Consider the following 20,978-nt stretch of genomic DNA (forward strand, 5'->3'; position numbering starts at 1 on the left):
GGCACATTGCGTGCAACAGGCTATCAGTTCAAGAGCTTTGGCATTCGCCTGTAAAATCATTACCCTGCCCCTTCGTACAGACATGATAGTCATCCAGATATAAGGAAGCATTGATGCATACTGCGGCATTTGGGTTTAAGCGGCCTGTCGCACTACTGGGCAGCCTCACTCTGTTCGGCAGTCTGGTTCTGTTCGGCGGCCTGTTAACGGGCTGTGGCATGGAACATTCTACATTGCCCGCCACAACCTCTACCCTCAAGCCGGGCCCGGCTTATGGGGAAATGCGCTCGGTTGCGGTCATGCAGATCCGCCCTGGTAATGTTGCCGTCACGCCTAGCGGGCGGATTTTCGCCACCATTCACCCGATGGATGGTGATCACGACGTACAGCTAGTCGAAATCACTGGTCAGAACAGCTACCGCGCCTGGCCATCACCGGCTTACCAGACGCATGCCGGCCGCTATGGCGACGCGACCATCGATTCGCCGCTAGGCATCTTTCAGGATGGCCACGGCGGCCTGTGGATGACCGACATGGGCATCCATCTCGGCAAGACACGCCTGTGGGGATTCGACATCGAGAGTGGCAAGTTGATCACCAAGCTGGAATTGCCAGCCAAGATCGCCCCCAAGGGTAGCTTCATTCAAGATCTCGCCGTAGACCGCGCACGCGGCATGGCCTATCTCGCCGACATCGCCAATCCAGGATTGATCACCGTCGATCTCGATAGCGGCAAGACCACTCGTTTCAGCCAGCATCCTTCGCTTGATGCCGAGCCGGATGTCGACTTGCGCATTGATGGCCATGCAGTACAGTTCAATGGCCAGCCTGCCAAGGTAGGCGTGGACCCGATCACGCTATCAGCAGGCGGTGATACGCTCTATTTCGGCGCGATGACGGGCAACAGCTGGTACAGCGTGCCGACCAAATTGCTACGTGATGACGCCTCTCACGCCACCATCGCTGCCGCTATTACACGCGTGGGCGACAAGCCCGTCTCGGACGGCGCAGAAACCGGTCCTGACGGCACGCACTATTTCACCAACCTCAATCAGCACGGCCTCGATGTGCTGACGCCTGATGGCAAGCTTTCGCCGTTGGTGCGCGATGAGCGATTGGATTGGCCCGATGGTGTGCGCCTGGCTGCCGACGGCTGGCTATACGTGACCGTCAATCAGCTCGACAGCACACCCCCTTTCAATGGTGGCAAGGATAGTGGTCAGCCGCCGTATCACATCTACAAGGTATGGCCGACGAATGATTGAACCAACTGACTTGTATGAAGATGCATTGATCTGACGTAAAGCGCTCGCGCCTATCAAAGGCGCGAGCGCTTTACGTTGTCGTGCATTCTGGGCAGTAGACAGCAGCCTCTCCGGAATAGCGCCTATTGCTGCAAGCGTACTCCCCTTCATCAGGCAGCATCGCGAGATGTCATTCCTTGTCGCCCTTCTGCAAGCCCGAGGCTCGTGATGCTTGTTCGGAAAAATGCTGAGTTACCCATTGCTCACACACATCCCATAGCAGCGGCGCCCCACGTTGGATGACAGGACCATACCGAGAGAAGACCTGCTCAAGGGAAACATCATTCTCTTTCCAAGTTCCACCGGAGGTGAAGACATTCACGAGGAGAGGCTGAAAGCGATCCAGTGCCTTGGCAAATTTCGCGTCTTCTGTCTCAGCAGACTCAAATTCTCGCCATAGCGCCAGAAATTCGTTGCCTTGTTGCTGAGGTAATAAGCCGAACAATCGCTTGGCTGCTTCAGATTCTTCTTCAGCTTGGGAGTTGCTTGAAGATTCATCATGAATCGGGAAATCGCCTGCGTCTATTTCGACAACATCATGCAGCAGGAGCATCTGTACAACTCGATGGGTATTCACTGACCCACCGGCGTATTCATTCAGTAGCAAGGCGTACATCGCCAAGTGCCAGGAATGCTCGGCTGAGTTTTCTTTCCGACTGTTGTCCAGCAATGGCGATTGCCTTACGACTGTTTTCAGTCGATCTATTTCTCTTAAAAAACTCAACTGCTTATCCAATACAGTGGCTTGCATCATTCCATCTCCAAGCAAACACTAGGCATTTGCCATTGCCCCTTGAACCGTTCAGCGTGCCGGGGCAATCATCTCAATGATCATTCAATAAGCTGATTTCCCTGATGGCCAAGGTATTCGGCTGTGTGATCAAATTCAAGATGTACTGCCCTTGGAGAGAGTCGCTTGCCGCGCCCGATAGCATCAGGCTCCGAAAGCGAATAGAGCGTGAATAGCGGTACCTGCTGGCCCTGTCCTCTTCTCGGTATTTACAGCATCAAGCGCAGGGCCAGAAAATCTAGAAAGGCACTAATTCGAGGCGAGAGTGTGCTATTGCGATAATAGACCGCCTGAATCTGCTCGCGCGCATTCGGTGACTGTACATGGCCTGGCAATACCTCAACCAATGCGCCGCTTCGCAGATCATTCGTGAGCATGAAACGCGAAATCAAGCCGATACCCTGCCCGGCCAGACACAGCTGACGCATCACCTCACCACTACTCGTGGGGAGATAGGGAGTGACATCGTAGCCATTCACGGCCCCCTTCAATGGCCAACAATTCAAACGGCTTGGCGCAATGAAACCCAGCAAGCGATGTGAGGACAATGACGCCACGCTTGCGGGCACACCATGCTCGCTCAGATAACCGGGACTCGCGACCAGATGTAACGGTGAGCGCCCGAGTGCTCTGGCATGCAGAGTCGAATCCTCTAGTTCCCCGATCCTGATTGCCACATCCGTGTGCTGCTCAAGCAGATTGATGATGTCATCTGCCGCCGACAGCTCCAGTGAAATACCGGGATAGCAGCGACCGAACTCTCCCACCAACGGTACTAGCTGATGAAGTACAAAGGGGCTCGCGGCATCGACACGCAGCCGCCCGACGGGCTGATCCCGCTGCTGTATCAGCACCTCTTCGGCCCCTCCCAGAAGCTGCAGCCCCTCGCGCACTCGCTCAACGAAGCCACGCCCTTCATCTGTCAGCGCAACACTGCGGGTGGTGCGATTGAGTAATGGCGTTTCAAGCTGGCGCTCCAGTCGCTGAATAGCACGCGACACCTTGGCCACTGGCACATCCAGGCGATTGGCTGCGGCACTGAAGCCACCACTATCGACCACCGCCAACAACAGCTCAAGATCCTCCGAGCGACTCCGCATACTGTCTCCTCACTGCACTGATGTCTGCCATCCTTTTCGTCGCCCCAGGAACCTGCCCCAAAATCCTGCTCTAGAAGCTTGTTACCCGAAACCTACAGTAGACTTGCCGCTGATAGTGGCAGAAATCCCACAGGATATTTACTGTTATCGCGATCTAGCGGGACAAGCTCCACACGCCAAAACGGCCTGCCTCTTCAATCATGAAGAGGCAGGCCGTCGGATGTTGCCGCGAAGATTCGAGAGGCTTACAACAACTCGCTCACCTGGAATGAAGGCTGAGTGTTGGTGAAGTTGATCACATCTGCCATCAGCTGCTCTGCGTGAGGTCCTAAAGAGGCATGAAATGCCTCAACCGTCGCAAAGTACAACGAGCCAATGGCGATATAGGGGGCTTTTTCGCCCCCGGGGCTTGCATCAAGCCCCATCTCAACATGCTTGTCCTGGAGAGCGTCTCCCAATAATTCGGCAACAAGTGGCAGATGCGTATTACGGTAGTAATCGAAATCAAAGGTCGCTTGCGGACCATTGGGATAAAGCACGTTCACCTTGATCATCACACACTCTCCAAAGAAGACGCCAACTCGAGATTCACAGCATAACTCAGATGGTCAGGCCGTTAGACCGACATTTCACCCAGGATGACATTCTCGGCGTAGCTCTGGTAGGCCGCTTCAATCTGCTTGGCCACTTCATCCGGGAAGGCGTGGAAATCACCGGATTCCAGTGCACTGACGATGCTGGCAGCCACGACTTCTGCTTGCGGTGCATCGTCGAAGCCTGCGCTCTTGCCCATGTCAGTCGCAATCGGCCCCGGGTGCACGCTGACGACGCTGACCCCCTTCTCGCCTAGCTTTTCACGCAGCCCCTGCGTCACGGAGTAAGCCGCGGCCTTAGAGGCACAATAGGTCGTCATGTCACCAAAGGTCTTCATGGAGGCGATGGAATTGAGCTGAACCAGCACACCCTTGTTGGCCTCAAGTGTACCGGCGAATGCCTGCGCAGTGCGCAGCAAACCAAAGACATTGACGTTGAATTCGTGCTGCAGCGCAGCTTCTGCCCCTTCATCCAGCGGAGACACCAGGTTCATCACGCCAGCATTGTTGACCAGAATCTCAACGTCACGCGTTTGCTCAGCCAGTCTCTTGACGGAGGCTTCATCAGTCACATCAACCGGCAGCGCGACGACTCTATCGCCGTATTGAGCTTGCAGTTCCTGAGTGCTTTCCGGGTTGCGCACCGCCAGATAGACCTTGGCCACGCCGCTGGCGAAGAAGGCATCCACGATGGACTTGCCAATACCACGATTCGCGCCAGTAACCAGTGCGACCTTACCCTTGAGTGAATAGCTCATGACTTTCTCCTGCCAATGCATGTCCGGTACCTGAGAAAAATTATGTACCGATCGGTATGAAATAAATACTATACCTATCGGTATATAATGACAACGCTCGGCACCGCATTCTTTTTCACAGGACAATCACAGCATTGAGCTAGCGGCCGTACCCCAGAAACGCGAAGGGCTCTCCATGGAGAATGGAGAGCCCTTATGCTGATGATCAATGAGGCGATATCTCAGTATGGCGTCGCCTCAAGTCCAATCCCACGCAGCGCTGTCTCGACGACAACTTCGAGTTGCTGTGCTGACACTCCTGAGCGTGCCATTGCAGCAGTGCCCTTGAGCACCGTATACAACGTCAGTGCATTGGCGGCGGCTGCCTTATCGAGTCCGAGCGAGATGGCTTCAGAATCCTGTTCAAACAGTGCAGTAAACATCTGAAGCGCCATGCGATCTTCTTGCTCCAGCAGCGTCCTGGCCTCTTCCGGCATGTCGCCTGAGGCAACTTCCGACTGACACAGCACCAGAAAGCAGCCCTTGGGCTGTGGTGTTGCTGACTGCATGCTCACCACCGAGACCATGTAATCCCGCAGCCGCTTACCGAGCGATACATCGGGGGTATGCAAGTGCGTAAAGTGCGCACGCATTTCCGTCTCGACGTAGTGACGTGCCGCCTTGACGAATAGTGCCGCCTTGTTGCCGAAGGCACTGTACATGCTGGTCTTGTTGATCCCCATCTGCTGGGTAAGATCCGACAGCGTTGCTGCGGTATACCCCTTGCGCCAGAAGACCTCCATCGCCTTTTGCAAGGCGATATGCTCGTCAAACTCGCGCTTGCGTCCGCCTGCCATCTCGATGACTCCTCGTCTTTCCACCGACCGGAATCTCGGTCGACATCCATTTTCAGCTCTATTGTACCAGAGGGTAAGAAACACCCTCCACGGCTAGAAAATGGCCACTGGACAGCACAGGGTCAACTTCCCCCTCGCCGGCGCTCGCCCGGGCGCAGCATTCTGACACGGGCCTTGGGCGTACGCCGTGGCAAGACCAGGGACTCAGGCGGCAGATCAAGCTGCATCGAGGCCTCGATCTTGCTGATCCCGACGGCGCCACCAAGAGTAGTAGAAAACTCCGAGTCGCCTTGATCATGCTCTTTGTCTGCCGAGCGATGGGCCTTGCCATCCTCACCTGCAGACGCTTCAGGAGGTGGCACGATGACCCAGGCAAAGGTCGGCAATGTCAGGTTCCAGTAGATGGCTGGCAGGCGAATCATCAGCACCGCCATGATGGCAGCGCCCGTTGCCCAGCGCAGCGGCAGGCCTAGCTCCAGCAAGGCAATATAGAGGATACCGCCCGCCAGCGATGCCGAGGCATAGATTTCCTGACGCAGCACCATCGGCACTCGTCGTGCGAGCACATCGCGAATCATGCCGCCAGCGACACCACTCATGGTGCCCATCACGACGGCCACGATACCGTCCATCCCCATCATGCGCGCCTTGTGGGCACCGATTACGGTAAATAGCGCCAACCCAAATGCATCAGTAACAGGTAGGAAAATGCGTGTCAGACGATGGATATAGTGGAACCCGAGTGTCGCGACCAACACGGTGAGCAGGATCACCCATAGATAGATGGGCTGCTCAACCCAGAAGACCGGCCCAATACCCAACACGAGGTCGCGTAGCGTGCCGCCGCCAATCCCTGTCACAGCGCCAAGTACCAACATGCCGAACGGATCCATCCGTGAACGGCAAGCCACGACTACGCCCGTGAGCGCGAAGATCATTACACCGGCCAAATCCAGCCAGGTTATCCAATTCATACCACCACCTTTCTTTGCAATATGACTCGGCACACGTTTCTTATGGCGTGTATGACAGAGTGCCGATGCCCATAGCGTTTCTTTTAATGTCATCAGCATTGCGTTATCACGCGGCATGGCCATGCCAACCGTGATAGCGAAAGGTAGCACTGAGTCATGCAAGGGAATAGCGAAGAGCACCCTCAGTCCCGGCAGCGAGGTAGATCACTCTCTACAGAGCTCATGCCTTATCAAGCCCATTGGCCAGCCACTATTATATCAATCTGCCATCAGACCACGCCGAGCCGTCACACTGGGGGATTCATCAAAACGCTGACGATAGGCCCGCGAGAAATGCGCCAAGTGCGAAAAGCCTACTGCGAAGGCGGCTTGCGACACGCTGACACGACTATCAGCGAGCACTCGTTGGGCATGATCAAGACGCATGCCCAGATAGCATTGCTTAGGTGTCTCACCGAATTGAGCCATGAATAGCCGGGTCAGCTGGCGCTGAGACTGGCCGGCCAATCGACACACCTCCGGGATCGGCAGTGCTTGCGCCAGGTTGGCCTCCATCACCGCCAATGCCCGGACGACGCCACGAGGCAAGGATGAGTGCTGCTGACGATCTCGGCTCACCGTACTGTCCTGTGCACGCTGATGGACGATCTGACGCCCTACCGCATCCGCCAACGACGGACCATAGAGTGTTTCAATCCATACCAGCATCATGTCAATACTGGCGGCCCCCCCTGATCCCGTCAGTCGCTCACCCTGCCATTCATAATGCGCTGAGCTTACGGTCAGCTCCGGAAATTCCTGACGAAACGCTGGCACACTCTCCCAGTGCAAGGCCACCCGATGCCCGGCCAGGACGCCAGCACGCGCAAGAATGAAAGGAGCCGTATCCAGCCCGCCCAACCAGGCGCCATGCGCCGCAAGATGACGCAAGACGGCACGTGCCTCACTGCCCACGCTCACCTCTGCTTCATAGGACGACACCACCATCAATCGCGGCTTGGTGTCCCTCTCGCCAGCGCCCATTCTGTCATGGCCAGCGTCTGTAATCAGATCACCGAGACAGCCATCCACGTCAATGCGTACCCCATTGCTCGCGACCACTGCCTCACCGTCGGCAGAGAGCAACCGCCAGGCGAAAAGATCGCGCCCAAAGCGATTGGCGACCCGCAAAGGCTCCAGCAGACAAAACAGGGTCAGCATCGAAAAACGCGGGACCAGCCAGACATTGAGTGTGTGCTCAGCTGCGCCCGGCGCCAGTAACGGCGGGGAATCAGGGCGTGGGTAATGATGGGACCCCGTAGGCGAAGAAGAAGCACCGTGGTGAGAGGCTGTGTCTGACATGAGGCTATTTTCATCAACTCTTTGGCTATTTTAATCAAACCCTACGCACATCAGAGGATTAAGGTAAGGGAAACATCACTGCCGGACCGGACTTTCAGCGCCGTTCCCCCTGTCGCGGAGATACCCAAGTGCCGAGTACGACCCTTTCTCTCAGCCTGTCGAACCACGGGCAACAACTTCTCCTCACGGGTCACGACAAGACGTGGGAACTGGACGCGCTGTGGCTACGTGAGCGGGCGCCGGACGAGTCGACACTGGACCCTCTCACCGGACAGCGACTCATCGAAGCAGCAGAACTGCCTCTTGATCTGAGCCTCACCGAGGCTCGGCACAACGGCGATACTCTCACCCTCTCCTTCAGCGATAGCCACCGTAGCGACTATTCGCTGGCGGCGCTGCTCACCGAAGCACAGCCAGTTGGCGAGCATGAAGGCTTGTCCCTGTGGGACGCTTCCACCTGGCGTCAGCACGGCGGCGAACTGCCGGAGGCGGAATTTTCCGCCTCCCTCGAGGATGATGATGCTCTGGGGGAGATGCTTGATCAGCTTCAGCGATTCGGCTTCGTTCGGGTCAGCGGCGTACCCGCCACAGAGAATGGCATGGAAGCCCTGATTCATCGTATCGGCCCGGTACGTAAAACCAACTGGGGAGGGATTGCGGACGTAAAGTCGGTCCCCAATGCTTATGATCTGACCATGACCCAGCGGGGTCTCGAGCCTCACACGGACAACCCCTATCGCGATCCCATCCCGGGGTATATCTGGCTGCATTGCCTGAACAATGCTGCCAGTGGCGGCGACAACATGCTGGTGGATGGCTACCAGGCCGCCGAGCGACTCCGTGACGTTGACCCACAAGCCTTCGAGTGCCTGACCCACGTCACTCCCGGTTTTCGCTACCACGACACGACCACGCGCCTGGAGAGCGAAGGACCGCTGATCGAGCTTGATAGCCAAGGTCGCGTCAAGCGCGTGCGTTTTTCCAATCGCACCGAACGCGTGCCTCTTCTCGACAGTGCCACCTTGCGCCGTTATTACGCCGCGCGTCAGGCCTTCTACCAGCTGATCACCAGCGACGAACTGACCCTGCATCTCAAGCTCGCACCGGGCCAGATGCTGATTATGGATAACTACCGTCTGATGCATGGCCGCAGCGCCTTCCAGCTGGATGGGGAAGTGCGGCATATGCGCCAGGGCTATGTCGATCGTGACTCCACCGCCAGCCGTCGTCTGTTGCTGAAGGACCGTCGCCGTGCATGTGAGGAGGCCACATCTTGAAGTCATCCACTCCCGCGTCTACCTCGCTGTCCGCCCCAGCCCTATTGACCCAGGCACGCTTTCGCAACTTCAAGGAAAGTCGTCATGAAGAATGGGCGTTGATTGACACACATTTCCGATCCTATCAATCCGATGCCTGTCGTCGGGTGCTGGAGCATCTCGATCGACTACGTGGCGATCATCATGGCTATCCCATCGATCGCTATGACCACTGCCTGCAAACGGCCACTCGCGCGCTGAATGCCGGTGCCGATGAAGAGATGGTGGTCTGCGCACTCCTGCATGACATCGGGGATGACCTGGCACCCGCCAATCATGCCGAGATAGCCGCTGCGATCCTCGAGCCCTTCATCGACTCACTCAATACCTGGATGATTCGCCATCACGAACTTTTCCAGGGCTATCACTACCGGCATTTCTTTGGTCAGGACCGACACGCACGCGAAGACTATGTGCAGCATCCCGCATATGAGCGTACCGTGCGCTTCTGCGACGAGTGGGATCAGGCCAGCTTTGACCCTGATTACCCCACCTTGCCTCTGTCACATTTCGTGCCCATGGTCGAACGCATATTGACCCGCGAGCCATTCGGTGGATTGCCGGATCTCGTGACGCCAGACGAAGTCGCACGATCCCTCGAATCGGATCAGCACCCCGACGGTCAACCGCGCACAGAATCTGCCACGCAAAAGGGAATCACCGCATGATGACCTGCGCTCAACACTTGATTCAGTTGCTGGGCGCCTATGGCGTTGATACCGCCTTTGGCATCCCCGGCGTGCATACCATCGAGCTCTACCGCGAGCTTCCCGGTTCAGGACTCCGCCACTACACGCCGCGCCATGAGCAGGGAGCGGGCTTCATGGCCGATGGCTATGCCCGGGCCAGCGGAAAGCCCGCCGTATGCTTCATCATCACCGGCCCGGGCATGACCAACATTGCCACGGCCATGGGCCAGGCACTGGCTGACTCGATCCCGATGCTGGTCATTTCTGGCGTCAATGCCACCAGCAGTCTCGGACGGGGTCAAGGCCGGCTACATGAGATGCCACACCAGCGCGAGACACTCGCAGGCGTCAGCGTCTTCAGCCATACGTTGCTCGACCCTGCCGCACTGCCCGAAGTCATGGCCCGCGCCTTTGCCGTCTTTCATGGCGCGCGCCCGGGGCCGGTACATATCGAGATCCCATTGGATGTGATGGCGGCATCAATGCCCGTGCACCTCTGTCACTCCACGCCTCCCGTGGTGCCGGCTTTCTTCCCGCCGGCGCCCGCACCGCAAGCACTGGCGCTGGCCAGCCGCTGGCTGGATGAGGCCCAGCGTCCGCTGGTGCTGATGGGAGGCGGCAGTGCCAGCGCTCCCCAGGCAGCACGTGCGCTGGTAGAGCGTCTCGATGCCCCCACCCTCACCACCATCAATGCACGTGGTGTGCTGGGGCATCATCATCCGCTCGACCTTGGATGCACCGCCACGTTCGCACCGATTCGTGAACTGGCCCGCGATGCCGATGTGATACTGGCATTGGGTACCGAGCTTGGGGAAACCGATTACGATCAGGTCTTCGATGGCGGCTTCGGTTTTACCGGCAAATTGATCCGTGTCGACATCGACTCTCAGCAGCTGGCACGCAATCACTTCGCGAGCCTCGCGATGGTGGCAGATGTGAGCCTGACGCTGGATGCGCTAGCAGAGTGCACCACACCCGCCCATCGCCAAGGTGCCGATATCTGCCATGGGCTGCGTCAGCGTCTTGATCTTGAACAGCAGCCAGATCTCGCGCCCTACGTGTCCCTGTTTGAGACCCTGGATGCCAGCGTGCCGGAGGCCATCATCGTCGGTGACTCCACCGGGCCGGTCTACGCCGGTAACTTCCTCGCCAGACGCAGCGAGCCACGTCGCTGGTTCAACGCAGCCACCGGTTTCGGCACGCTGGGCTATGGATTACCCGCGGCGCTGGGGGCCAGTATCGCGCGCCCCGACTTGCCAGTCGTGGCCATCGTGGGAGATGGCGGCCTGCAATTCGTGCTGGGAGAACTTGCCACCGCGCGTGATCTGAACCATCCCATCGCCATTGTGGTGTGGAACAACGATGGCTACGACGAGATTCGCCGCTACATGACCCATGACAAGGTCGAGCACCTCGGCGTTGATTTGAAAGCGCCTGATTTCCGCAGCTTGTCGGAGGCGTTCCATTGCCGCTACGCCGCCGTCAGCGCACCTGACGCGCTGGGTGACGCGCTGGAAATGCTCCAACACGCGCACTCTCCATTGCTGATCGAGGTCGATGCGCTGCGCTGGATGAATGGCGCTGCATAGCGGTTATGCACAGAGGCGATGCACAGAGGCGATGCATGACTCACGACAGTTGAGCACGCGTCAGCAGACAGCGCTTGATGACGAAGACTCCAAACTGAAAATCCAGACTCGATAGATATCTCAACTGACGACCACCCTACAGACGAACACCCCTAATAATGAGCCCCGGAATGATTCGGGGCCGACCAGGAGAGCCGAATGATGATGAAGCCCACTAGACGCAATCCACACGACTCGCTGTTTCTTCTCAAGACCCGCCCCCCCTCTCCCAATGGATCACTGACCACGGCACGTGGCCTCCTGATGACAGGCGCTCTGTTATTGAGCTCGGCAGCCCTCGCGGCCCCCGCTGTTGATCAAGATGACGATCTGACACTGATTGTCCCGCCCTGGCCGGGTGTCACGGTCAAGAGCGAGATCGTTGCGCAACTTCTGGCCCCATTGGGCTATGAGGTCGAACGCAGCGAAGTCAGCTCGACCGTCGGTTACAAGACGCTCTCTACCGGCGACACCGATGCCTTCCTCGCCGCTTGGCTACCCGCCCAGCAAGATAGCTACGACGCCAGCATGGCAGCAGGTGCCATCGTCGATCTGGGCAATAACGTCACCGGCGCCCGCATGGGGTTTGCCGTGCCCGGTTACGTCTATGATGCCGGCATCCACAGCGCCGAAGACCTTGTCGCACATGCCGACCAGTTCAACAGCACCTTCTACTCCATCGAGAGCGGTTCCACCGTCAGTGACAAGATCAATGCTGCCGTGGACAACAACGTCTATGAACTGGGTGACTGGGATATCAAGGAATCCTCGACGCCGGGGATGTTGAGCGAAGTCCGCTCCGCCCAGAGAGAACAACGCTGGATTGCCTTCTACGGCTGGACACCGCATTGGATGGTGCCGGAATTCGATACCCATATCCTCGATGACCCACAAGGGGTCTACGGCGGCAAGAACGGCGCCAGCGACGTCAAGACCATCGTTTCCAAGCGCTTCGCGGATGCCAATCCCAACATGACCCGCCTGCTGGATCAGTTGACCTTCAGCTCTGAAGACCAAAGTGCATTCATTCTCGATTACGGCCTCAACGAGCGCGATCCCGATGACGTGGCGCATGACTGGCTCGAGGCGCATCCCGAGAAAGTGGCTGAGTTTCTCGACGGCGTGACTACGCGTGAAGGCGGCGATGCCCTCAAGGCGATGGAAGCCAGCCTATGAGTGCATCCTCAAATTCCCCTGTTTCTGGCAAAGCTGACAACGATCAGGAAAGTATCATCCGACGCGATCTCGCCGCCGCCTACCGCCTGATGGCACTGGACGGGATGGATGACGGCATCTCGACTCACATCTCCGCTCGCCTGCCTGGCGAGCGCTTCCTGATCAACGCACTCGGCCTGCGCTTCGAGGAGGTTCGTCCGGACAATCTGGTCACCGTCGATGCCAGTGGCGAGATACTCGATGATCCCACCGGGCTGGGCATCAATCCTGCCGGCTTCACCATTCATAGCGCCGTGCATGCCGCGCGTCCTGACGTTGAATGTGTACTACACGCACATACCGTCGCCGGCGTGGCCGTGTCTTGCCTCGACGAAGGGCTATTGCCACTTAACCAGTGGGCGATGCAGTTCCATCAGCGCATCGGCTACCACCCTTATGAAGGTATCGCACTGGAGCTGGCCGAACGTGATCGGCTCGTCGCTCACCTGGGGCCCCACATGACGCTAGTGCTACAACAGCACGGCATGCTGACCTGCGGCACCAGCGTCGGCGACGCCTTTCTGCGCATGCGAGATCTCGAGCGCAGCTGCCAGGCACAGCTCGCCGCACAGGCCACGGGGCAGATACTCACTCGCGCCACGCCCACCCTATGCGAGCACGTCGCTCGCCAATACGACCGCTGGAATGCCAGTGCCAAAGGCATCGATCTGGCCTGGCGCGCAGAGCTACGTCGACTGGGCATCAGCGCCCCCGCCCTTGCCATGACTTCATCCCCCGCATCACAGGAGGCCACATGCGCTTCTCCACACTGACCGACCGCATCGCAGGCGAAGGTGCCAGCGCATGGGACATCCACGTACGTGCTCTGAAACGCCGTGCAGCAGGTGAAGACATCACCGTGCTATCGGTGGGGGACCCGGACTTCACGACTCCCGCCAGCATCATCAATGCCGCCAAGACCAGTCTCGACCACGGCGCAACTCACTACGCCGATGTTCAAGGCAAGCATGCGCTACGTGAGGCAATCGCCGATCGCTACCGCACAGCAGGCATCACCGTGGCGCCGCAACAGTTGATCGTGATGGCTGGCGCTCAATGCGGGCTCTATGCCGTCGCCCAATGCCTGCTCGAACCCGGTGACGAAGTCATCGTGCCGGAGCCGTGCTACGTGACCTATGAAGCTGTCATCCAGGCACCGGGCGCCGTGATAAAACGCGTGCCGCTACGCGGTGATGACAACTTCCGTCTGGATGTCAGTGACATTGCTGCGGCCATCACACCACGCACGCGTGCCATCCTGCTCAATAGCCCCCACAACCCCACCGGCACGCTGATCGAGGCGCAGCAGTGGAATGCCATCGCCGATCTGTGCCGACAACATGATTTATGGCTGATCTCGGATGAGGTGTACGCCGAGCTTATCTTTGACGGGCAGCATATCTGTGCCGCCGCGCTGCCGGACATGGCAGAACGCAGCGTGGTGATTTCCAGCCTATCGAAATCCCACGCCATGACAGGCTGGCGTGTCGGTTGGGTGCTGGGCCCGGAAGCCTTGATCGAACATCTGACCAATCTGGCGCTGTGCATGCTATATGGCTGCCCTGACTTCATTCAAGACGCCGCCATCGCGGCACTGAGTCAGGAGCGTGACGCGGATATTCGCCTCATGCGCGAGGCTTATCGTGAACGGCGCGACGCCGTCTGCCGCGCGCTGGAAGACTGCTCCGCGGTCAGTGTTATCACGCCGCAAGCAGGCATGTTCGTGATGGTCGACATACGTGCCACCGGTCTCAGTTCTCAGCAGTTCGCCGACCGATTGCTGGATGAACATGCCGTCTCGGTATTGTCAGGCGAGGCATTCGGCCCCTCGGGCGCCGGTTTTGTTCGCCTCAGCCTGACGGTGTCACCACTGATACTGAGTGAGGCCTGCCAACGCCTGGCAACACTGGCCGAGCAAGTCCGCCCAGCTTCATCCAGTGTCAGCGACGGTAGCGCAATAACACGCCAAGCAACGCAGCAAGTGACGCCTGACATCCCGGTCATCCACCCTTGAGGCGCCTATGACATTATCATCGTCCGCACACTCCTCACTTACCGCGCCTGAACCGCAGCCTTCGGCCTCCAGGCCTCTCGTATCACCGGTTCATGAAGCATCGTCATCTGCGTCGCTGGCCGTTGAGGCGACACATATTGTCAAGCATTTTGGCGACCTGGCAGTACTGCACGACGTGTCACTGGCGGTAGAAGAAGGCACCGTCACCACCATTATCGGTGCCAGCGGTTCGGGTAAAAGCACCTTGTTGCGCTGCATGAACCTGCTGGAACGCCCCGATCAGGGCGAGCTGATGATCGCCGATGAACGGATTCGCTTCGACCGCAATCCCAAGGGCGATATCGTCGGGCTGGATCGACGCCAGATTCAGCGCCTGCGCGCCAAGGTCACCATGGTGTTTCAGCAATTCAATCTGTGGCCTCACCTGACCGTGCTCGGCAACATCACCGAAGCGCCGATGCGCGTCAAAGGTCTGTCACGTCGTGACGCAACCAAGGCCGCTGAACACTATCTAGCGCGCGTTGGCATGCTTGAACGCGCCGACACCTATCCAGCGTTTCTCTCCGGGGGGCAGCAGCAGCGTGTCGCGATTGCCCGCGCGCTGGCGATGGAGCCCCGCGTACTGCTGTTTGATGAGCCGACATCCGCTCTCGACCCAGAGCGCGTCAGCGAGGTACTCGCCGTGATTCGCAGCCTCGCGGATGAAGGACGCACCATGCTGATGGTGACACACGAAATGGCCTTTGCACGTGAAGTGTCTGATCAGATCATCTTCCTCGACGAGGGTCGAGTGGGCATCGCTGGCACGCCGACTGACGTCTTCGAACAGACCCATCACGAGCGCTGCCAGCGCTTCGTATCTCCCGCAGCCTGACGTTATTACCTTCAAGGGATTTACGAGAAATGCGCGAATAGACCCACGACACGATTGACGAATGGACTCAGCACCCCGGCGCCCCCTGCCAAGGTGACTGACAACAATAATATGATCCCAGGAGATGACCTCATGACACGTATTTCTTTGCATGCCTCACGGACACTTCCTTCTCTACGCACGTGCAGCGCGTTGCGCACTGCCTTGGGCGCCCTGCTGTTTACCAGCCTGACACTGGGCGTATCCCAGGCTCAAGCGAGCGACACACTCAAGGTCGGAATTTCCGCAGAACCCTATCCACCCTTCACCTATACCTCTTCCGATGGCGAATGGACCGGCTTTGAGGTCGAACTGGCCGAAGCTATCTGTACGGCCATGACACGCGACTGCGCCATCACCCCCACCGGCTGGAGCGGCATCATTCCGTCTCTCAAGGCAGGCCGCATCGACATGATCATGAACTCCATGTCGATCACCACAGCGCGTCAGAAGGTGATCAATTTCAGCGTACCCTACTACTTCACGCCAGGTGCCTACGTTGCTGCCAGTGACCTGACACTCGATATCCCGAATGGGCTCGACGGCAAGATACTGGGTGTCCAGAGCGCAACGACCAACGCGACCTATGCCCGCCAGGCGCTAAGGGATACCGGTGTTGAAGTACGTCTTTACGACCAGGCGGAGCAGGTCAATCGTGACCTGTTGTCAGGGCGACTCGACGTGATTCTGGCTGACGAAATCGCCATGGCCGAGCTGGTCGGGCGCGAGGAAGCCAAGGACTTCGAGATCAAGGCCACCGCACCGCACCATAAAGCCTATGGCGAAGGCGTCGGCATAGGCCTGCGTCAGGATGACGATGCGTTGAAGGAAGCTGTCGATGCTGCCATCCAGAAAGTTCAGAAGGACGGCACCTGCAGCGCACTCTCCAACAAGTACTTCGCCACAGACGTCTGTATTGGCTAATCAAGGCCGATGATCAACACAGGCGGTCGTGATACCTACCCTTCATGGCCGCCTGGACATCCCCTGACGCTGATACCAAAAGGTTCCAGATAATGATCCCCTTATCGCAAGAAGGACTCGCCGACTGGGCGGGCCCGATCCTGTCCGGTGCCGTGACCACACTCCAGATCGCTTTCGCCGCCTATGCCATCGGCTTGGCACTCGGCTTGGTTGGTGCCGCTGCAAGACTAAGCCCGTGGGCACCTGTACGCGCGTTGGCAACGGCCTATTCCACCGCTGTTCGTGCGGTCCCTGAGCTGTTGCTGATCATCCTGCTCTACTATGCCGGCTCTCAAGCCCTGACAGGACTCATCAATGCGCTCGGCTTACCCGGTCAGGTGGAAATCAGCGGCTTCGTGACCGCCGTGGGCGTACTGGCTTTCGTCCAGGGGGCCTATATGACCGAGGTGTTTCGTGGCGCCATTCTGGCGATCCCCAAAGGCCAGCTGGAAGCGGCCGATGCTTATGGCTTCTCACCATTGGCACGCTTTCGATACATCACTCTGCCAGCCATGATGCCCAACGCCCTGCCAGGCATGTCGAACCTATGGCTGATTCTGATCAAGGACACCGCGCTCATCAGCGTGATCGGCTTCAGTGAGCTGTTTTTCACCATCCAGCAAGCGGCCGCCAGCACACGCGCCTACTTCCTGTTCTATGCCGCTGCAGGGGTGCTCTATTTACTGATGACACTGACCTCCAGCGCTCTGTTCGCTCGCCTCGAACGTTATGTGCGCCGCGGCCAGCCCATCGTTTCTACCCAGGAGGCCTGACATGGATTTCAGCTGGCTATCCGACCCGTTCTATCAGGAATACTTGCTCGAAGGCTTAATCAATACTCTCTGGTTACTGCTGGTCTCGGCAGTGTTTGGTTTCACGCTCGCCGTTGCCATGGCATTGGTCAGAATCAAAGGGCCACGCCCCCTGGCATGGTTGGCACAAGGCATCACGGTCGTGATGCGTGGCACGCCTTTGCTCGTCCAGCTGTTCTTCTTTTATTACGGCGTCGGACGCCTGCTTGAGGGCGTGCCCGGCATCAAGGAGAGCATGTTCTGGGGAATCCTGCGTGATCCGTTCTTCTATGCCACGCTCACTTTCACCCTCTCCGTAGGGGCTTATACCGGCGAGGTACTCCGTGGCGCCCTGCTCAGTGTGCCACCAGGTGAGCGCGAAGCAGGCCGAGCCTTCGGACTCTCCGGATTTCAGGTCTTTACTCGCCTATGGCTACCGCGCGCCATTCAACTTTGCCTGCCGACTCTGACCGGCGAGCTGATCCTGCTCCTGAAGTCAGTACCACTGGTGTCCACCATCGCGATGATGGACCTCCTGCAGGCTGCCAATATCATTCGCGACGAGACCTTCCTGACCTACGAACCGTTGATCATGATTGCCGGTCTCTACTTGTTGCTGACCGTGATCCTGACCGCAGGTTTGCGGCAGGTAGAGCTGAATTTCCCGGGGATGCAACCACAACGACGTACCGGAGGCTTCTTCCGCAAAGCTGCGAATTCTGTTCAGCACTGATACTCGACTGATTCGGCACCGAATTATCGAATGCATCACGACGCGTCGAGCCATTAAGCTCGGCGCTTTTTTTATCCCGATTTTAGAGGCGCCGATTCCATAAAGAATCAAATTTCGCATAACAACGATTCCATAAAGAATCAAATAGTGACTGCCGATACTGCGACTTTCGACGAATAACGAAATATATATCAATGAAATCATCAGGTTGAAAGAGATCGAAAACTGGCATGCTGCTTGCTATCTACTCCTGTAAGAGACGCTACACGATATCCGCCATAGATCATCTGTTACGGGACACTGCCATGAGCATCGCCAGCTTCAAATCTGCCAATCGTCTGATTACCGGGCAGCAAGCCTCCGAGCGCCTCAGTGAAGAAATTGTCCGTCTTGGCATGCGCTGTCCGCTGTTGGTCACCGATCCCGGTGTGCTGGCGTCCGGCACGCTCAAACCCATTACCGATCAGCTGGATGCGCTCAAGGCCAAAGGGCAGCTGGCGCACTACCGTATCTTCAGCGAAGTCAGCGCCGAACCTGAGGTGCATGTCGTCGAAGACTGCATGAGCATTTATCTCGAGGCGAAAAGCGACAGTCTGATCGCAGTGGGCGGCGGCAGCGCGATGGACATCGCCAAGTGCGTGGCCGTCTATGCCACTCACGACGGTGATCTCGAAAGTCTGTTCGGAGAGAACAAGGCGAAGGTACGGGGCGCACCGCTGATTGCCATGCCGACGACCGCTGGTACCGGGTCAGAGGTTACCAACATCGGCATTCTTTCCGACACCGTGGCCAAGATGAAGAAAGGCATCGTCAATGATTACCTGCTACCCGATGTCGCCATCGTGGCGCCGGAGCTGACGGTCAGCTGCCCGCGCCATGTCACCGCAGCCAGCGGTGTCGATGCGCTAGTGCATGCCATCGAAGCCTACCTCTCCAACTTCGCCACCCCGATCACAGACGCGCTCGCCATCAAGGCGATGCGCTTGATCATCAAGGCGCTACCCAAGGCCTACGCCAATCCGAATAATCTGAAGGCCCGCGAAGATATGGCGACAGGTAGCCTATTGGCCGGCATGGCCTTCGGTAACGCCGGTGTCGGCGCAGTACACGCGCTGGCCTATCCGTTGGGCGGGCGCTATCACTTGCCGCACGGCGTCACCAACGCTCTGCTGCTGCCCCACGTGATGCGCTGGAATGCACTGGCCTGCGTGGAGCGCTTCCGCGATATTGCCGAAGCCCTCGACATTGAACATCGCCATCTCAAGGACGAGGCCGCCGCAGAATTAGTGGTCGAGCGCCTGCATAGACTGTGCAGTGACGTCGATATTCCGGCAGGATTGCGCCACTTCGATATTCCCGAAGACGATATTCCGTCACTCGCCGCAGATGCCATCAAGGTCGAGCGCCTGCTGCGCAACAACCCACGCCAACTGAGCCAGGCCGATATCGAGAGTATCTATCGCGCTGCCTACTGAAAAAAACAGCCAGCGGAGATACGCCTAACTCCGCATATGAACGATTCGACTGCATAACGATAACAACAGGAACGTCATCATGAGCCAGTGGAAAACCCGCCAACCGGGAGAAGAAAGCCCCTACTATGCCTTGGGGCCTTTCAAGGTTCGACTCCCCTTCCTGCATTACCGCTTTGAGCTGCCCGACTATCTGCAAGGTCTACTGATGTGTGCGGTTGACCTTGCCGCCATCCCGCTGATGACTGAGTTACTGGGCATGCCCTTTGAGGCAGCGCTCGCTATCGTGATGATCAACGGGCTGCTGTATCTGGTCCACCACCTGCTGGGCGACCCTGTCATTCCCGGCTGGATCACCCCAGCCATTCCGCTGCTGATCGCGTATGTCGCGACTTTCCCGGAGGGCGAGACGCGAGTCCATGCCTTGATTGCCTTCCAGCTGATGCTCGGCATATTGTCGATCGTGCTCGGGCGAACGGGGCTGGCGAGCAAGGTGGTCAACCTGATTCCCTCGGCTATCAAGGCCGGTATCATCATGGGCGCGGGTCTGGCGGCCATTTCGGTTGTCTTCAAGGAAGGCGGCCGCTTTGACACCTATCCCATCACGATCAGCATTGCCGTGGGCCTGGCGTTCTACATCATCTTCTCGCGTCACTTCGCCAAGCTGAAATCGTCAAGCCGGGTATGGGGCACGCTGGGCAAGCTCGGTATCTTCCCGATCATTCTGCTGGCCATCATCGTCGCACCATTGGCCGGCGAAGCAGCATGGCCTGATGTGCAGTGGGGCTTTAGCCAGCCTGACTTCGTGACCATGTTCAGTCAGTACACCGTCTTTGGGGTAGGCCTGCCGCCGCTGTCGATGTTCCTGACGGCGCTACCTACCGTATTGGCAGCCTATATCGTGCTGTTTGGCGACGTACTGCAGTCCAAGGCGTTAGTCGAGGAAGCCGACGAGTCACGTCCAGACGAGAAGATCGATTACGACGCCAACCGTGCGCACATGATATTCGGCGGCCGCAATACGCTGATGAGCCTGCTTGGACCCGATGTCACCATGTGCGGCCCGCTATGGGCAGCGATGCAAGTTGTTGTGGTCGAGCGCTACAAGGAAGGCAAGCAGGCGATGAACTCGCTGTTTGGCGGCTCGGGCTCGTTCCGCTGGGGGACCAACACTGGCCTGCTGCTGCTACCCATCGTCAGCCTTGTCCAGCCGATTCTCGGCATTGCACTGGCACTGACGCTGCTGATCCAAGGCTACGTCAGCGTACGACTGGGCATTCTGGAAGCGCGCAGTCAGCGTGACCTCGGTATCGCCGGCGTAATTGCTGCAGTGCTGGTCATCAAGGGCGCCGCCTGGGCCTTCGGCATCGGCATCGCCCTGTGCCTGCTGATTTACGGCAAGCGCTTCTTCTCTGGCGAAATCGACGAAACGTTCAGCCGTGATATCGGAAAGGCAGATGCTGGCGCCTCTGTTATCAAGAAGACGCCGCCCACGTCAGCGACCAATGACGTATCGTAACCCCATGCGCCCCCGTTGCCTGACGGTGC

Annotated in this window: 20 protein-coding genes and 1 pseudogene; 13 read left to right on the forward strand and 8 right to left on the reverse strand. The window is 58.1% G+C overall.

The window, feature by feature from the left end; all coding sequences use genetic code 11:
* The first annotated feature begins 113 nt into the window (after positions 1-113).
* Positions 114-1,265: an L-dopachrome tautomerase-related protein gene (locus CFN46_RS13445; RefSeq protein WP_217897826.1), complete on the forward strand. Its 1,152-nt coding sequence runs from the start codon at positions 114-116 to the stop codon at positions 1,263-1,265.
* A 169-nt stretch (positions 1,266-1,434) separates the two neighbouring features.
* Here the strand turns inward: CFN46_RS13445 and CFN46_RS13450 are convergent, their stop codons facing one another.
* From CFN46_RS13450 to CFN46_RS13480, 7 genes are all read right to left on the reverse strand, one after another.
* Entirely contained in the window at positions 1,435-2,058 is a 624-nt protein-coding gene (locus CFN46_RS13450) for an HD family hydrolase (RefSeq protein WP_211242485.1), read from the reverse strand.
* Between the two features lie 245 nt (positions 2,059-2,303).
* Positions 2,304-3,194: a LysR family transcriptional regulator gene (locus CFN46_RS13455; protein WP_024953260.1), complete on the reverse strand. Its 891-nt coding sequence runs from the start codon at positions 3,192-3,194 to the stop codon at positions 2,304-2,306.
* A 245-nt stretch (positions 3,195-3,439) separates the two neighbouring features.
* A complete protein-coding gene (locus CFN46_RS13460; protein ID WP_088743768.1) occupies positions 3,440-3,748 on the reverse strand; it encodes an EthD family reductase in 309 nt (102 codons plus the stop codon).
* A gap of 62 nt (positions 3,749-3,810) precedes the next feature.
* Positions 3,811-4,545, reverse strand: a complete 735-nt coding sequence (locus tag CFN46_RS13465) for an SDR family oxidoreductase (RefSeq protein ID WP_024953258.1) — start codon at positions 4,543-4,545, stop codon at positions 3,811-3,813.
* Between the two features lie 221 nt (positions 4,546-4,766).
* Positions 4,767-5,381 (reverse strand): TetR/AcrR family transcriptional regulator, encoded by a 615-nt coding sequence (locus CFN46_RS13470; protein ID WP_024953257.1) that lies wholly within the window; start codon positions 5,379-5,381, stop codon positions 4,767-4,769.
* Between the two features lie 122 nt (positions 5,382-5,503).
* On the reverse strand, positions 5,504-6,355 hold the full coding sequence (locus CFN46_RS13475; protein WP_024953256.1) for a trimeric intracellular cation channel family protein: 852 nt from the start codon (positions 6,353-6,355) through the stop codon (positions 5,504-5,506).
* Between the two features lie 258 nt (positions 6,356-6,613).
* Positions 6,614-7,696, reverse strand: coding sequence for a GlxA family transcriptional regulator (locus tag CFN46_RS13480; protein WP_024953255.1), 1,083 nt, complete (start codon positions 7,694-7,696; stop codon positions 6,614-6,616).
* Between the two features lie 128 nt (positions 7,697-7,824).
* On the opposite strand from CFN46_RS13480, the pseudogene CFN46_RS13485 reads away from it, so the two are divergent.
* Positions 7,825-8,883: pseudogene (locus tag CFN46_RS13485) on the forward strand (TauD/TfdA family dioxygenase); the annotation flags it as partial.
* A gap of 8 nt (positions 8,884-8,891) precedes the next feature.
* Here CFN46_RS13485 and CFN46_RS17865 read toward each other — a convergent pair.
* Positions 8,892-8,966, reverse strand: coding sequence for a hypothetical protein (locus CFN46_RS17865; RefSeq protein WP_369333738.1), 75 nt, complete (start codon positions 8,964-8,966; stop codon positions 8,892-8,894).
* A 51-nt stretch (positions 8,967-9,017) separates the two neighbouring features.
* On the opposite strand from CFN46_RS17865, the gene CFN46_RS13490 reads away from it, so the two are divergent.
* The 11 genes from CFN46_RS13490 (at position 9,018) to CFN46_RS13540 (ending at position 20,949) form a co-directional block, all read left to right on the forward strand.
* Complete coding sequence (locus CFN46_RS13490) at positions 9,018-9,680, forward strand: HD domain-containing protein (RefSeq protein ID WP_024953253.1); 663 nt, start codon at positions 9,018-9,020, stop codon at positions 9,678-9,680.
* On the forward strand, positions 9,680-11,290 hold the full coding sequence (locus CFN46_RS13495; protein WP_088743823.1) for a 5-guanidino-2-oxopentanoate decarboxylase: 1,611 nt from the start codon (positions 9,680-9,682) through the stop codon (positions 11,288-11,290). The genes CFN46_RS13490 and CFN46_RS13495 overlap by 1 nt, the downstream gene beginning before the upstream one ends.
* Positions 11,291-11,488: 198 nt before the next feature.
* Positions 11,489-12,505 (forward strand): ABC transporter substrate-binding protein, encoded by a 1,017-nt coding sequence (locus tag CFN46_RS13500; protein ID WP_339378992.1) that lies wholly within the window; start codon positions 11,489-11,491, stop codon positions 12,503-12,505.
* Positions 12,502-13,317, forward strand: a complete 816-nt coding sequence (locus CFN46_RS13505; protein ID WP_024953252.1) for a class II aldolase/adducin family protein — start codon at positions 12,502-12,504, stop codon at positions 13,315-13,317. Before CFN46_RS13500 ends, CFN46_RS13505 begins: the two co-directional genes overlap by 4 nt.
* A complete protein-coding gene (locus CFN46_RS13510; RefSeq protein WP_088743770.1) occupies positions 13,299-14,558 on the forward strand; it encodes a pyridoxal phosphate-dependent aminotransferase in 1,260 nt (419 codons plus the stop codon). Before CFN46_RS13505 ends, CFN46_RS13510 begins: the two co-directional genes overlap by 19 nt.
* Before the next feature lie 7 nt (positions 14,559-14,565).
* Complete coding sequence (locus CFN46_RS13515) at positions 14,566-15,432, forward strand: amino acid ABC transporter ATP-binding protein (protein ID WP_088743771.1); 867 nt, start codon at positions 14,566-14,568, stop codon at positions 15,430-15,432.
* A gap of 132 nt (positions 15,433-15,564) precedes the next feature.
* Complete coding sequence (locus CFN46_RS13520; protein WP_084488189.1) at positions 15,565-16,395, forward strand: transporter substrate-binding domain-containing protein; 831 nt, start codon at positions 15,565-15,567, stop codon at positions 16,393-16,395.
* Positions 16,396-16,487: 92 nt separating this feature from the next.
* Positions 16,488-17,207, forward strand: coding sequence for an ABC transporter permease (locus CFN46_RS13525; RefSeq protein ID WP_024953248.1), 720 nt, complete (start codon positions 16,488-16,490; stop codon positions 17,205-17,207).
* Position 17,208: 1 nt separating this feature from the next.
* Positions 17,209-17,958: an ABC transporter permease gene (locus tag CFN46_RS13530; RefSeq protein WP_024953247.1), complete on the forward strand. Its 750-nt coding sequence runs from the start codon at positions 17,209-17,211 to the stop codon at positions 17,956-17,958.
* A gap of 305 nt (positions 17,959-18,263) precedes the next feature.
* Positions 18,264-19,433, forward strand: a complete 1,170-nt coding sequence (locus CFN46_RS13535; RefSeq protein WP_024953246.1) for an iron-containing alcohol dehydrogenase — start codon at positions 18,264-18,266, stop codon at positions 19,431-19,433.
* A 79-nt stretch (positions 19,434-19,512) separates the two neighbouring features.
* Positions 19,513-20,949 carry a hypothetical protein gene (locus CFN46_RS13540; RefSeq protein WP_088743772.1) on the forward strand — a complete coding sequence of 479 codons (1,437 nt, stop codon included), beginning with the start codon at positions 19,513-19,515 and terminating at the stop codon, positions 20,947-20,949.
* The last annotated feature ends 29 nt before the right edge of the window (positions 20,950-20,978 follow it).

It is taken from the genome of Cobetia sp. QF-1 (assembly GCF_002213105.1).
Lineage (GTDB): Bacteria > Pseudomonadota > Gammaproteobacteria > Pseudomonadales > Halomonadaceae > Cobetia > Cobetia crustatorum.

Coding starts and splice junctions, on each gene's coding strand:
- CFN46_RS13445 (WP_217897826.1), top strand. CDS start 114: ATGCATACTGCGGCATTTGGGTTTAAGCGGCCTGTCGCACTACTGGGC.
- CFN46_RS13450 (WP_211242485.1), bottom strand. CDS start 2,058: ATGATGCAAGCCACTGTATTGGATAAGCAGTTGAGTTTTTTAAGAGAA.
- CFN46_RS13455 (WP_024953260.1), bottom strand. CDS start 3,194: ATGCGGAGTCGCTCGGAGGATCTTGAGCTGTTGTTGGCGGTGGTCGAT.
- CFN46_RS13460 (WP_088743768.1), bottom strand. CDS start 3,748: ATGATCAAGGTGAACGTGCTTTATCCCAATGGTCCGCAAGCGACCTTT.
- CFN46_RS13465 (WP_024953258.1), bottom strand. CDS start 4,545: ATGAGCTATTCACTCAAGGGTAAGGTCGCACTGGTTACTGGCGCGAAT.
- CFN46_RS13470 (WP_024953257.1), bottom strand. CDS start 5,381: ATGGCAGGCGGACGCAAGCGCGAGTTTGACGAGCATATCGCCTTGCAA.
- CFN46_RS13475 (WP_024953256.1), bottom strand. CDS start 6,355: ATGAATTGGATAACCTGGCTGGATTTGGCCGGTGTAATGATCTTCGCG.
- CFN46_RS13480 (WP_024953255.1), bottom strand. CDS start 7,696: ATGTCAGACACAGCCTCTCACCACGGTGCTTCTTCTTCGCCTACGGGG.
- CFN46_RS13495 (WP_088743823.1), top strand. CDS start 9,680: ATGACCTGCGCTCAACACTTGATTCAGTTGCTGGGCGCCTATGGCGTT.
- CFN46_RS13500 (WP_339378992.1), top strand. CDS start 11,489: ATGATGATGAAGCCCACTAGACGCAATCCACACGACTCGCTGTTTCTT.
- CFN46_RS13505 (WP_024953252.1), top strand. CDS start 12,502: ATGAGTGCATCCTCAAATTCCCCTGTTTCTGGCAAAGCTGACAACGAT.
- CFN46_RS13510 (WP_088743770.1), top strand. CDS start 13,299: ATGCGCTTCTCCACACTGACCGACCGCATCGCAGGCGAAGGTGCCAGC.
- CFN46_RS13515 (WP_088743771.1), top strand. CDS start 14,566: ATGACATTATCATCGTCCGCACACTCCTCACTTACCGCGCCTGAACCG.
- CFN46_RS13520 (WP_084488189.1), top strand. CDS start 15,565: ATGACACGTATTTCTTTGCATGCCTCACGGACACTTCCTTCTCTACGC.
- CFN46_RS13525 (WP_024953248.1), top strand. CDS start 16,488: ATGATCCCCTTATCGCAAGAAGGACTCGCCGACTGGGCGGGCCCGATC.
- CFN46_RS13530 (WP_024953247.1), top strand. CDS start 17,209: ATGGATTTCAGCTGGCTATCCGACCCGTTCTATCAGGAATACTTGCTC.
- CFN46_RS13535 (WP_024953246.1), top strand. CDS start 18,264: ATGAGCATCGCCAGCTTCAAATCTGCCAATCGTCTGATTACCGGGCAG.
- CFN46_RS13540 (WP_088743772.1), top strand. CDS start 19,513: ATGAGCCAGTGGAAAACCCGCCAACCGGGAGAAGAAAGCCCCTACTAT.